General features: G+C 36.5%; 12 protein-coding genes. All 12 read left to right on the top strand.

The window, feature by feature from the left end:
- The first annotated feature begins 6 nt into the window (after nucleotides 1–6).
- The 12 genes from AAC069_RS01055 to AAC069_RS01000 all read left to right on the top strand — a co-directional run bounded on the left by AAC069_RS01055 (nucleotide 7) and on the right by AAC069_RS01000 (nucleotide 12475).
- Nucleotides 7–336: a LysR family transcriptional regulator gene (locus AAC069_RS01055; RefSeq protein ID WP_225738176.1), complete on the top strand. Its 330-nt coding sequence runs from the start codon at nucleotides 7–9 to the stop codon at nucleotides 334–336.
- The gene (locus tag AAC069_RS01050) at nucleotides 333–1082 is read left to right on the top strand and encodes a sulfite exporter TauE/SafE family protein (protein ID WP_339918680.1); all 750 of its coding nucleotides are present in this window, start codon (nucleotides 333–335) and stop codon (nucleotides 1080–1082) included. The genes AAC069_RS01055 and AAC069_RS01050 overlap by 4 nt, the downstream gene beginning before the upstream one ends.
- Nucleotides 1079–1648: a molybdenum cofactor guanylyltransferase gene (locus AAC069_RS01045; protein WP_339918679.1), complete on the top strand. Its 570-nt coding sequence runs from the start codon at nucleotides 1079–1081 to the stop codon at nucleotides 1646–1648. The genes AAC069_RS01050 and AAC069_RS01045 overlap by 4 nt, the downstream gene beginning before the upstream one ends.
- The gene (locus tag AAC069_RS01040) at nucleotides 1645–1887 is read left to right on the top strand and encodes a MoaD/ThiS family protein (protein ID WP_339918678.1); all 243 of its coding nucleotides are present in this window, start codon (nucleotides 1645–1647) and stop codon (nucleotides 1885–1887) included. The genes AAC069_RS01045 and AAC069_RS01040 overlap by 4 nt, the downstream gene beginning before the upstream one ends.
- Nucleotides 1888–1921: 34 nt before the next feature.
- On the top strand, nucleotides 1922–3001 hold the full coding sequence (locus tag AAC069_RS01035) for a HesA/MoeB/ThiF family protein (protein WP_339918677.1): 1080 nt from the start codon (nucleotides 1922–1924) through the stop codon (nucleotides 2999–3001).
- A gap of 13 nt (nucleotides 3002–3014) precedes the next feature.
- Nucleotides 3015–3461 carry a molybdenum cofactor biosynthesis protein MoaE gene (locus AAC069_RS01030; RefSeq protein ID WP_339918676.1) on the top strand — a complete coding sequence of 149 codons (447 nt, stop codon included), beginning with the start codon at nucleotides 3015–3017 and terminating at the stop codon, nucleotides 3459–3461.
- A gap of 196 nt (nucleotides 3462–3657) precedes the next feature.
- The gene (gene moaCB / locus AAC069_RS01025) at nucleotides 3658–4572 is read left to right on the top strand and encodes a bifunctional molybdenum cofactor biosynthesis protein MoaC/MoaB (protein WP_339918675.1); all 915 of its coding nucleotides are present in this window, start codon (nucleotides 3658–3660) and stop codon (nucleotides 4570–4572) included.
- A complete protein-coding gene (gene moaA, locus AAC069_RS01020; protein ID WP_339918674.1) occupies nucleotides 4562–5566 on the top strand; it encodes a GTP 3',8-cyclase MoaA in 1005 nt (334 codons plus the stop codon). Before moaCB ends, moaA begins: the two co-directional genes overlap by 11 nt.
- A 303-nt stretch (nucleotides 5567–5869) precedes the next feature.
- Nucleotides 5870–7348 carry an MFS transporter gene (locus tag AAC069_RS01015; protein ID WP_339918673.1) on the top strand — a complete coding sequence of 493 codons (1479 nt, stop codon included), beginning with the start codon at nucleotides 5870–5872 and terminating at the stop codon, nucleotides 7346–7348.
- Between the two features lie 81 nt (nucleotides 7349–7429).
- Nucleotides 7430–9022 carry an MFS transporter gene (locus AAC069_RS01010; protein WP_339918672.1) on the top strand — a complete coding sequence of 531 codons (1593 nt, stop codon included), beginning with the start codon at nucleotides 7430–7432 and terminating at the stop codon, nucleotides 9020–9022.
- Between the two features lie 118 nt (nucleotides 9023–9140).
- Nucleotides 9141–10190, top strand: a complete 1050-nt coding sequence (locus tag AAC069_RS01005; protein ID WP_339918671.1) for an MFS transporter — start codon at nucleotides 9141–9143, stop codon at nucleotides 10188–10190.
- A 68-nt stretch (nucleotides 10191–10258) separates the two neighbouring features.
- The gene (locus AAC069_RS01000) at nucleotides 10259–12475 is read left to right on the top strand and encodes a molybdopterin oxidoreductase family protein (RefSeq protein WP_339918670.1); all 2217 of its coding nucleotides are present in this window, start codon (nucleotides 10259–10261) and stop codon (nucleotides 12473–12475) included.
- Nucleotide 12476: the final 1 nt, after the last annotated feature.

Raw genomic sequence — 12476 nt, 5'->3', positions numbered from 1 at the left:
TTAGTTTTGAAGATAAAGAGTAAAATTTGGATAGAAACAGAGGAAGGCATTCTCATTAGCGAAGGCCGTGTTCAATTATTGAAATTGATTGCCGAAACGGGTTCGCTCAATAAAGCAGCCAAAGCGATGAATCTATCCTACCAAAAAGCCTGGAAATTAGTAGACGTTTCTAATAAAGCGGCAAGCAGTCCTTTGATAGCAACCCAAGTGGGTGGAAGCAAAGGAGGAGGGACGGTATTAACTCCCTATGGTGAATCACTCATAACCTCTTTCGAATCTATTAATGCAGCCTGTTGGGAGTTTCTTGACGAACAGCTCAAAAAACATTCTCTATGACTGCAATAGATTTATTTGATACCCCTTTGTTATTAATTTTGTTAGCTATCGTTGCTTTTTTGTATGCAAGCGTGGGACATGGAGGCGCAAGTGGGTATTTGGCATTAATGAGTGCTTTTGCTTTTCCGGTAACGTTTATGAAACCAACTGCTTTAGTACTTAATATTTTGGTTTCGGGAATTGCCTTTTACTTTTATTACAGAGAAAAAAAATTCAAGTGGAACTTATTTTATCCTTTTGCAATAACCTCGGTTCCTTTTTCATTTTTGGGCGGATATCTTACGGTTTCCACTTTTTATTATAAAATAATTTTGGCGACAGCCTTAGTATTTGCGGTGATGAGGTTGTTGGGTTTCTTGGGGAAAACTAAAGAGGAGATAACGCCTGTAAATATATACATAGCCTTATTTGTGGGAGCTGTCATCGGACTTTTGTCTGGTTTGATAGGTATTGGCGGCGGTATTATATTGAGCCCTGTAATCCTTCTTTTAGGTTGGGGGACAATGAAAGAAACAGCAGCAGTTTCGGCCTTGTTTATACTTGTCAACTCGATATCCGGAATTTCTGGTTTCTTGCTCCAAGGCGGATTGCTGCCAGAATCGTCATTGCCATTGATTGCCATTGTTTTTATAGGTGGTTTTTTTGGAGCCTATTACGGAAGCAAAAAATTCAATACACTGGTTTTACGAAATGTATTGGCCGTAGTGCTCTCCATAGCGATTTATAAATTATATGTAACCTCATGAAAAATAATGTAACCGCATTTATATTGGCAGGCGGAAAAAGCCAACGCATGGGAACCGACAAAGGCTTGTTACTTTTGAACGGAAAACCATTTGTGAGTCATATTTGTGAAGCTTTAAGCCCTATTGTAGGGGAGAATATTGTTATCGTGTCCTCAAATACCGACTATGATTTTTTGGGTTATATCCGAATTGAAGATATAATAGAAGACAAAGGACCTGTGGGCGGAATTTATACTGCTTTACAACAGTCCAAAACAAAATTAAACTTTGTACTAAGTGTGGACGCGCCTTTGGTCACAACCGAATTGTTGCTTTGGATTCTGGAAAATCACTCGGAATCCTTTTTAATGACGCAAGTGCAGGCCAATGACAAAAGCTATCCTTTGATTGCTATTTATGACCAATCGCTGGTGACTGTTTTTGAAGAAAATCTGAGAAACGACCAATTAAGATTGCTACGCGTACGAGATGAGGTTGCGCACCAAACCATTGTAGTTCCCGCAAAATGGAATGATCAAGTGCAAAATATAAATACACAAGAAGAATATCAAAAAATAATATCATGATTATAAATATCAAATATTTTGGTTTACTGGTTGATATCACTAAGAAGAAAGAAGAGCAAATGGTGTTGGATGAATCCAATTTTTCGGTTGCTTTTTTAAAATCTAAAATGGAATCAGCGTATCAAGAATTACAAAAAACCAATTATTCTATTGCCGTGAATCAGGCAATGGCGGGCATGGATACCAATATAAAAGACCAAGACATAATTGCATTTCTACCGCCATTTGCGGGAGGATAATCCCCTAACCCCTGAAGGGGAATAAAATTCTATAATGAAAAATTCAACACGATATACCAGACAAATAGCGCTACCAGAAATAGGAGTGTTAGGACAGCAGAAATTACAGAACGCTCGTGTTTTAGTAATTGGTGCGGGTGGTTTGGGGTGTCCCGTTTTGCAGAATTTGGCTGCCGCTGGAGTGGGGTCTATTGGAATTGTAGATGGTGACATCGTTGAAGAAACCAATTTGCATCGTCAATTATTATACACTTTAAAAGATTGCGGAAAAAGCAAAGCAGCAACAGCCGTTACGGTGATTAAAGAGCTGAATCCTAATGTTGAAGTTAGGGTGTTTCCTGAGTTTTTTAATACTCAAAATGCCTTTGAAATTGTAAGCAATTATCAGATTATCGTAGATTGTACAGATACTATTAGTGTTCGATATTTGATTAATGATGTTTCACTGGTCAAAAAAGTTCCTGTGGTGTACGCATCAATTTACAAATTTGAAGGGCAAGTTTCAGTTTTTAATTATAAAAATGGACCAAGTTATCGTTGCTTATTTCCTCAAAAGGAGGGTTTGAATGCTATTCCAAATTGTGTTACTTCGGGAGTTTTGGGCATTTTGCCAAATACACTTGGTGCGCTTCAAGCTACCGAAGTACTAAAGATTATTCTGGAAATAGGAAGTGTACTGGCGGGTAAATTATTGCTTTATGATGCATTGCAGTATCAAACGCAAATAATTGATTTTACAAAAAATCCTAAAGAAATTGAAAACGGACTTAAAAGCGGATTTTTAATTCTAAATAAGGATTCTGATAAAGTAGTTATTGCACTAACGGAAGAAACTTTTTTAGAAAAGTGTCGTCAAGACCATTGCGTAGTTATCGACATTAGAGAAGTCTACGAAGAACCGAAATTCAACGAGCAAAATGTCGTGAACGTACCACTTGCTGAGTTGGAAAACTATTGCGGTAAGCTTGATAAATCGCAAGAGATTGTTTTATTCTGTCAAAGCGGACAACGCAGTCAATTGGCTTTGGACTATTTAAAAAAAGAAGGATTTACAAAGCTTTCTCATCTTGAAAAAGGAATTGAATCCATAAAAATACATTTAGAAACAAAATAATAATACCAATATAATGGCAACAACAAAACGTAAAAAAAGTTCTTTCATACAAGGAGCGATAACATCAGATTTCATTGGGAATTCTATTGCGAAGCATCAAAGTAAAACAACTATCGGCGCTCATAATATTTTTTTAGGGCAAGTTCGTGCCGATGTTATTGATGAAAAAACGGTTGTAGCTATCGAATATTCCGCTTACGAGGAAATGGCCGAACAAACTTTTTATGAAATTCGAGAAGCGGCTTTCGCCAAGTATGAATTGTCATGTTTACATATTTATCACAGTCTAGGAACGGTAAAAACAGGGGAGATTTGTCTTTTTGTTTTTGTGTCGGCACCAAGACGAAAAGCGGTGTATGAAGCCTTGGAGTTTTTGGTAGAAGAGATAAAAGAAAAGACAGCCGTTTTTGGTAAAGAAATAATGGAAGACGAATCCTACGCTTGGAAACAAAACAGTTAATAGGTTTAAAAATGGAACGCAGATGAAATTGATTTAACGGATTTAAAGCTGATCTTTCTTTTAGTTTTAAAAAGATTATTTCGATTAATGATTTAAAAAATTAAATTATATCAGCAAAAATCTGCTCAATCTGCGTGCCAGAAAGAATAATATAAACACAGCTAAAAGCCTCGTGCCAATAGTCAAAAGCAACAAAATGGTAGACATTACACATAAAATAATTACGCTTCGCACCGCAACGGCACAGGCCATCGTAAAAGTAGGCTCGCAAGAAACGATGAAAGCGATATTGGACAAAACAGTTCCTAAAGGCGATGTGGTAGAAGTAGCAAGAACTGCAGGACTTTTTGCAGTAAAAAACACATCGAATTCTATTCCGGATTGCCACCCCATGCCAATTGAATATACGGGAATTGACTATGAATTTTTGGAGGATTCAGTTTTGATTAAGGTTACCGTAAAAGCAATTTATAGAACTGGTGTTGAGGTCGAGGCCATGCACGGTGCTTCGATTGTGGCATTAACGATGTACGACATGCTGAAACCCATTGACAAACAAGTGGAGATTTCGACCATTAAATTATTGCACAAAAAAGGCGGAAAATCAGACTACGGTAACAAAGAAGTACAGGATTTATCGGTAGCGGTAATGGTCTGTTCGGATAGTGTTTCTAGTGGAAAAAAAGAAGATAGAGCAGGAAAAGTAATCTCGGATAAAATTAAGAATTTAGGATTAACTGTTTCCAATTATATCATTATTCCGGATGAGGTATTAGATATTCAGGACACCATTAATAAATTATGCGCTAAGAATATAGACTTGGTTATTTTGACTGGAGGAACAGGATTGTCTGATAGAGATGTCACACCAGAAGCGGTGATTCCGTTGCTTGACCGTCGCATTCCTGGTATCGAGGAAGCGATTCGCGCTTACGGTCAGGATCGCACGCCTTATGCGATGTTATCGAGAAGCGTTGTCGGTTTTAAAGGAGATACGTTAATTATGGCCTTGCCTGGTTCTACCGCAGGAGCTGGAGAATCAATGGATGCCGTTTTTCCTTCGGTTTTGCATTTGTTTAAAATTTTAAAAGGATTCAACCATGGAAAATAACATTCAAATGCAGGATACTCATGGTCGCGGACACAGCTATTTGCGTATTTCAATTACAGAGAATTGTAATTTGAGATGTACGTATTGCATGCCGGCTGAAGGGATTTCGCTTACGCCAAAAGCCCATCTGATGACTGCAGATGAAATTGTTACTATAGCACAAACTTTTGTAAATCAAGGTGTAAATAAAATCAGGTTAACTGGAGGAGAGCCTTTAGTTCGAAAAGATGCTAAAGATATCATTCAGCGACTTGGGAAATTAGGAGTCGAACTTACGCTGACTACTAATGGAATCCTAGTTCATGATTTTATAGATACGTTTAAGGAAGCGGGTGTTCATACACTAAACCTAAGTATTGATAGTTTGCAAAAGGAGAAGTTCAACCAGATTACCCGCAGGAATTATTTTGATAAATTCAATGAAAACTTGGAGTTGCTTGACGCCAATGGTTTCCAGTTGAAACTGAATGTGGTAGTTATGAAGGGCTTTAACGATAATGAAATCATCGATTTTATTGAGTTGACCAAAGACCGAAATATCCAAATTCGGTTTATAGAATTTATGCCTTTTGATGGCAATCAATGGAACAAAGAAAAGTTGGTTTCTTATGCCGAAATCCTTTCACAAGTCAATGATAAATATACTGTTAACAAAGTGGAACGCTTGATCGATAAACCACACGATACCGCCAAGAACCATAAAATAACATCCTACAAAGGGAGTTTTTCGGTGATTAGTTCCGTTACAAATCCTTTTTGCAGTAGCTGCAATCGCATCCGTTTAACCGCTGACGGTAAACTTAAAAACTGTCTTTTCTCGAATTCTGAAACGGATTTATTGCAAACGCTCCGTTCTGGAGGAGCTATTGAACCACTTATTTTTCAGAATATAAAATCCAAACACGCCATGCGTGGCGGTATGGATGACGATGCTAAATTTCAAAATCCAAAACTCTTTTCTCAAAATAGAAGTATGATAAAGATTGGGGGATAGTTTTAGATTGCAATGGGTTCAATGTGTATATTGTCTTCATGAACGGAGTTGTTTTTTGCGCTTAAATAGTTTTTTCTAAAATATTTTCATTGATCTGGTTGGGTATTTTTATACACTAGCCTTATTTCCAATTATTTATTTATAGCTTAAAATAAAAAATGCAAGCTGTACATTGCTCAGGAGCCACATTTAATGTTCAGCTGACAAATATCATGTTTTAATGACTCGTTTGTTATTAATTTTGCTTCATTAAATGAAGGATGTTTTTATCCGATTTTAATTTTAAATTAATTCGAGGGTATCATGAGCAGTTTAACAGCATCACACAAAATATTATTTCTAAACACATTAGCATTTACGATTTGCTTTGCTTGTTGGACTTTGAACGGTGTTTTAGTTACTTTTTTAGTTGAAAGAGGTATCTTCAATTGGACTGTTGTCGAAGTGGGATGGCTTTTAGGAATTCCCATTTTATCAGGGGCTATTTTCCGCCTTCCTATCGGGATTCTTACCGACAAATTTGGCGGTAAAATTATATTTTCAATCTTATTATTTCTATGTTCTATTCCGCTATTTTTACTTCCTTTTGCAGATAGTTTTTGGACTTTTGCAGTGTTAAGTTTTCTTTTTGGATTGGTAGGGACTAGTTTTGCTGTAGGTATAGCTTATACTTCTGTTTGGTACCCACAAAATTGGCAGGGTAGAGCCTTGGGGATATTCGGAATGGGAAATGCAGGTGCAGCTATCACCACTTTTATAGCACCAACACTATTAAATAATTTTTCTAAAGGTGACCCTATTAACGGTTGGAAAATGTTACCAGTAACTTATGGAGTTGTCTTGGTCGTTATTGGAATCCTTTTTATACTAGTAGCTAAAAATAAAAAACCGGAAGGAGAATCTAAAAATATAAAAACACTTTTAACTCCATTAAAATCAGTTAGAGTTTGGCGTTTTGGGGCCTATTACTTTCTAGTTTTTGGTTGTTTTGTAGCTTATTCTCAATGGTTGCTACCTACGTTCATGAATGTATATCATACTTCACTAGTTATGGGAGGAATGTTTGCCACTATGTTCAGTTTGCCTGGAGGAGTTATTAGAGCTTTTGGAGGATATCTTTCTGATAAATTTGGAGCCAGAAAAGTAATGTATTGGGTGTTGGGTTCAACTATGGTAATCAGTTTTTTATTGATGTTTCCTAAAATGGAGATCTTTACTTCAGGACCTGGTGTAATGGCTAATAATAGTGGTGTTGTATCTAAAGTAACCCCTACTGGATTAGTGTTAAATAATAACGATTATACGATTAAACCTAAGGTTGATGCAACATTAACCAATGAATCTATTTTACCCGTTAAAACTTCTTGGCAAGAAATTGTAGTAAAAGAAAATCAGGCTGTTAACAAGAAAGAATTGTTAGCCAAGGGAGTTACACAAATCAAATTTGCAGCCAATATGTGGGTGTATGTTATACTAGTTGTGCTTATAGGTATTTCGTGGGGAATTGGTAAAGCGGCGGTCTACAAACACATCCCAGAATATTTTCCAAATGAAGTAGGAGTTGTGGGAGGAATGGTTGGATTAATCGGAGGATTAGGAGGTTTTTTCGGACCAATTATATTTAGTTACCTCTTAAATTTCACGGGTCTTTGGACGAGTTCATGGCTCTTTATATTTATAATTTCTACCGCTTGTTTGATTTGGATGCACAAAACTATTATTAATATCATGAGAAAGAAAACACCCGGATTTACAAGAGATATCGAGCACATCAATCACTAAAAATAGCAAATCGAAATATGAAATATGCATAGCTACTATGCGAATTACGTATCACCAATATAAACCAATAAATAAAAACATATGAAAACTTGGCTAGACAAATGGGAACCAGAAGATGAGAAATTCTGGAGTGAAACAGGAAGTAAAATTGCCTGGAAAACCTTAATAATAACTACACTTACTCTTATCTTGTCATTTGCCTCATGGTTTATTATGAGTGTAATAGTGGTGAAATTACCAGGACTGGGATTTACTTTTACAAAAGATCAACTTTTCTGGCTAGCTGCCGTTCCTGGTTTAGCTGCCGGTTTATTGCGTATTATACATACTTTTATATTACCAATTTTTGGTACGCGTCATGTGGTTACTTTTGCTACGTTTATTAAATTAATTCCTGTTGTAGGAATTGGAATTGCGGTGATGGACCCAACAACACGATTTTGGGTATTCATGATTTTGGCTTTTACGACCGGTTTTGGCGGAGGAGATTTCTCTTCCTATATGCCAAGTACGAGTTTATTCTTTCCTAAGAGATTGAAAGGTACGGCGCTTGGAATTCAGGCGGGTATTGGAAATTTTGGAGTTTCATTAGCTCAATTCGTTACGCCAATGGTATTGAGTGTAGCGCTGTATGGCGCCCCTTCAATATTTACAAAAATTGACGCCAAAGAAACTAAGGTGGTAATTGAAAACGCAAGTATTGAAAAACAACAACAGGTATTTGCTGCATTAGAAGATAAAACACAAACCGCTATCTTGTCTAATGTGAAGAAAAAAGTAATGGACTCTGTGAGTACAGCAGTAAATTCTTCAGACAAAGTGGTTTTGTTTATTTCATTACCAGTAAACGTAAGAGCAAAAGTACTTGCTAATGCAAACCCAAAAGTAGCTGAAAAAATATTAAATCAGATTCAAGAAGGAAATAAAGCAGTTATCAATTCAAATATGTACATCCAATCGGCTGCCTTTTGGTACATTCCTTTCTTGTTGATTATGTCTATCGTGAGTTGGTTTTACCTAAGAAGTATCCCAATGAAAGCGTCAATTAAAGAGCAATTAGATATTTTCAGTAACAAGCATACTTGGTTTTGTACCATAACTTATGTGATGACTTTTGGAACTTTTGCTGGATTGGCTGCTGCATTTCCATTGATGATTAAATTTTTATATGGTGACTTTCCAAATGCTCCGGATCCATTAGTTTATGCTTTTTATGGACCACTTATTGGGTCAGCAAGTAGAATATTATTTGGTTTTATCGCAGATAAAGTGGGAGGTGCTATTTTAACAACAATAACTGGATTAGGTATTTTGGGAGGTGCAATTATTTTGGTAACCCAAGGTCTTGTGGCACCTACTAGTATGGAGCAGTTCCCAATGTTTGTAGGAGTTATTTTAGTAATGTTCTTCTTTACAGGTATAGGTAATGCAGGTACTTTTAGACAATATCCTATTATCTTTTCTGAAAATCAACGTCAAGCGGCTGGCGTAATTGGATGGACAGCGGCAATTGCAGCATTTGGCCCATTTATTTTTGCTTTGTTAATAGGGAACAATATTACTGCTAATGGTGGTGCAAATCAGTTCTTTATCGGCTTGATTATTTTTACTATATTAGCTACAATGATCAATTGGTGGTTTTATAACCGTAGAGGATGTGAAAAACCAAGTTAGATTATAATTTCGTATTTGTTTTAAAAATCAGAAAATAAAATAATAATCTACAAGGTTTTAGGATCTTGTAGATTTCATAATAAAATGACTTCGATCACTATTTATTAAATTATAGGAAATGAAAAACAGAACTTTTAATACCAAGGCCTTACTTATAGCCACCGGAATGTCAATATTTTCTATTGTGCTGGTATTTTTCGGTTCCAGAAATTTGCAAAATTTTGATGCTGCGCTTATTACCTATTTGTTTGGAACAATATTCGCTTTTTTTGGTATTGTATATCGTTATTCGGTTTGGTTACAGAGACCGCCCACATGGATTTATTTCAAAAGAGGAATCATGTACTTGGTTACCGGAAAAGTATTTTCGCATTTTTGGTTTGCTTCTAAAGAAACTATTGAAAATATAGCTTTTCAGAAATTTATTTACCCTAGAGGGAAATACCGTTGGATGGCGCATTTTATGATTGCAGTAGGTTGTACTTCGGCTTTTCTAATCACCATTCCTTTGACTTTTGGATGGATTCATTTTACAATGGCTCCCAATAGTATTTCGTTATATGAAGCGCATTTCTTCGGTTTTAAAGTAATGGATTTTGAACTGGGTTCTATCATGGCTTTTTTAACTTTTCATGCGTTAAACTGGTCTTCTTATTTGGTGATTTTAGGATCGTTGTATTATTTGAGGAGACGATTGACTAATCCAGGGTTAATTGCTACACAAAGTTTTGAAGGCGATTTATTGCCACTTATATTATTGATTGCAATATCTGTTACAGGATTAGGTTTGACTTATTCGTATCAATTTATGAAGGGATTTGCTTTTGATTTCTTGGCAGTAATTCATGCGGTTACTGTAATCATGTTTTTGATATGGATTCCATTTGGAAAATTCTTTCATATCATTCAGCGTCCTGCTCAAATTGGGGCTCATATTTATAAAAAAGAAGGTATGAAAATGGGAATGGCAGTTTGTGAACATACTGGAGAAGAGTATGCAACTAATTTGCATATCAATGATTTAAAGATTGTCACTAAAGAATTAGGTTTTAATTTTGATCGTGAAGATGGAACGTCTCATTTGGATTTAAGCCCTGAGGGAAAAAGATCTCGTTTGGCTCAAGCCCATTTGAAAGCAAGACAAGAAGGTGGTAATTTATTTGGATAATTAAAAAATAATCAGCGAGCAGTGATCTCTATCATTGTCTGGGTTAAAAATATAGAAAACGACAAAAAATGGCAAAATTACCCGTTTCAGCAGAAAAAATAGTAGAAGATTTTGGACCCCACTTAAATTATAGCCCTAAAGAAGGATATGACGGAAGGGATGAACCCGATGAAATTGTGAAGACACACTGTTGTTTTTGTGGTATGCAATGCGGGATTCAATTGTTAGTTAAAAGTAATAAAGTAGTGGGTTTTGAGCCATGGATGGAATTTCCTTTTAATGAAGGACGTCTTTGTCCAAAAGGAGTTCAACGCTACTTGCAAAATAACCACCCTGACCGTTTGTTAGGCCCAATAAAAAGGGTAGAAGGGAAAGGTTTTGAAACTACTACTTGGGATGAAGCCATGGATAAAACGGTTTCGGAAATTAAACGCATTCAGGAACAATATGGAAAAGATGCTTTTTCGATACTTTCAGGCGTTTCATTAACCAATGAAAAAAGTTACCTGATGGGTAAATTTGCTCGTGTGGCTGTGAAAACAAAAAATCTAGATTACAACGGTCGTTTGTGCATGGTAAGTGCAGGTGCGGGAAATAAAAAAGCTTTTGGTTTAGATAGAGCTTCTAATACTTATTCGGATTTAGAATATGCCGAGGTGATTATTGTGGCTGGAGCCAATATCAGTGAGACTTTTCCAACATTAACGCATTGGATTTGGAAAGCCAGAGATCGTGGAGCCAAGCTGATTGTGATTGATCCAAGAATGATTCCATTGGCTAGAACTTCAGACATTCACTTAGATGTAAGACCAGGAACAGATTCAGCTCTTTATGGAGCTATGTTGAAATATCTTGTAGATAACGACTTGCTGGACCATGATTTTATTGATAATTATACCTCTGGATTTGATATTACTATAGACTCAGTTAAGGATTACACCTTAGAATGGGCTGAGGAAATTACAGGAATTAAAAAAGAAAAAATAAAAGCAGCTGCTGAATTATGGGGTAGGGCTAAAACCAGTTTTTTACTTCATGCGCGCGGAATCGAGCACCATTCAAAAGGAGTAGATAATGTTTTGGGCTGTATAAATTTGGTTCTTGCTACTGGACGCATTGGGAAACCATATTGCGGATATGGAACAATTACGGGTCAAGGAAATGGTCAAGGCGGAAGAGAGCACGGTCATAAATGTGATCAATTACCTGGAAATCGTGACATTGAAAATCCGGAGCATCGTAAGTACATTTCAGAAGTTTGGGGGATTGATGAAAAAGACATGCCTGGAAAAGGGCTTACAGCTTATGAAATAATTGAAGCCATTCATAGAGGAGAAATTAAAGGGCTATTGTCTATTTGTTTTAATCCATTAGTGTCATTGCCAAACAGTAACTACGTTAGAGAAGCGCTAGAAAAACTAGAGTTTTATGTATGCATAGACTTTTTCTTAAATGAAACAGCTCGCCATGCTGACATTGTTCTAGCTGGTTCTTTACAGGAAGAAGAAGAAGGTACAACAACATCAGCAGAGGGAAGAGTGATACGTATTCGTCAGGCAGTAACGCCTCCAGGAGATGCGAGAACAGATACTTCCATAATTTTAGAATTAGCGAAACGCTTGGGTGAAGAAGATAAATTTACCTATGATGATAGCGAAGCTATTTTTAATGAATTACGTGTTGCTTCAAAAGGCGGAACGGCTGATTATAATGGAATTACTTATAAAAGAGTAGAAGAGAATATGGGAATATTTTGGCCATGTCCAACAGAAGACCATCCTGGTACTCCTCGTTTATGGGAAGATAAAAAATTTAAAACACCTGATGGTAAAGCACATTTTAATCCGGCTCCATATAAACTTCCAGGTGAAGTCACTGATGCGGATTATCCAGTGATATTAACCACAGGACGAGTGGTTTCACAATATTTAAGCGGAACACAAACCCGAAGAATAGGGAAATTGGTAGATCAATATCCAGAACCTTTATTGGAAATTCACCCCGCACTAGCAAAGAAATTCGGCATTAAACAAAGAGAATTGGTTAAAGTTTCTACTCGAAGAGGAGAGGGAATTTTTCCTGCTAATATCGTAGAAACCATTCGGGAGGATACTGTTTTTATACCGTACCACTGGTCAGGAAAAAAATCAGCAAATTTATTGACACCAGGGACATTGGATCCGATATCAAAAATACCAGAATTTAAAGTATGTGCCTGTCATCTGGAACCGCTTAACGAGATTGCAGCACCATCTAAGGCCTCAAAAGCATACGCAAGTGTTTAAC

The sequence above is a fragment of the uncultured Flavobacterium sp. genome (assembly GCF_963974175.1).
Taxonomy (GTDB): domain Bacteria; phylum Bacteroidota; class Bacteroidia; order Flavobacteriales; family Flavobacteriaceae; genus Flavobacterium.
The sequence above is the reverse complement of the archived record's forward strand: the minus strand, read 5'-3'. Positions and strand labels throughout refer to the sequence as shown.

What these genes read in the sequence shown, in the direction of transcription:
- AAC069_RS01050 (WP_339918680.1), top strand. Translation starts at nt 333, where the DNA reads ATGACTGCAATAGATTTATTTGATACCCCTTTGTTATTAATTTTGTTA.
- AAC069_RS01000 (WP_339918670.1), top strand. Translation starts at nt 10,259, where the DNA reads ATGGCAAAATTACCCGTTTCAGCAGAAAAAATAGTAGAAGATTTTGGA.
- AAC069_RS01035 (WP_339918677.1), top strand. Translation starts at nt 1,922, where the DNA reads ATGAAAAATTCAACACGATATACCAGACAAATAGCGCTACCAGAAATA.
- AAC069_RS01030 (WP_339918676.1), top strand. Translation starts at nt 3,015, where the DNA reads ATGGCAACAACAAAACGTAAAAAAAGTTCTTTCATACAAGGAGCGATA.
- AAC069_RS01010 (WP_339918672.1), top strand. Translation starts at nt 7,430, where the DNA reads ATGAAAACTTGGCTAGACAAATGGGAACCAGAAGATGAGAAATTCTGG.
- AAC069_RS01045 (WP_339918679.1), top strand. Translation starts at nt 1,079, where the DNA reads ATGAAAAATAATGTAACCGCATTTATATTGGCAGGCGGAAAAAGCCAA.
- AAC069_RS01005 (WP_339918671.1), top strand. Translation starts at nt 9,141, where the DNA reads ATGAAAAACAGAACTTTTAATACCAAGGCCTTACTTATAGCCACCGGA.
- AAC069_RS01015 (WP_339918673.1), top strand. Translation starts at nt 5,870, where the DNA reads ATGAGCAGTTTAACAGCATCACACAAAATATTATTTCTAAACACATTA.
- moaCB (WP_339918675.1), top strand. Translation starts at nt 3,658, where the DNA reads ATGGTAGACATTACACATAAAATAATTACGCTTCGCACCGCAACGGCA.
- AAC069_RS01040 (WP_339918678.1), top strand. Translation starts at nt 1,645, where the DNA reads ATGATTATAAATATCAAATATTTTGGTTTACTGGTTGATATCACTAAG.
- moaA (WP_339918674.1), top strand. Translation starts at nt 4,562, where the DNA reads ATGGAAAATAACATTCAAATGCAGGATACTCATGGTCGCGGACACAGC.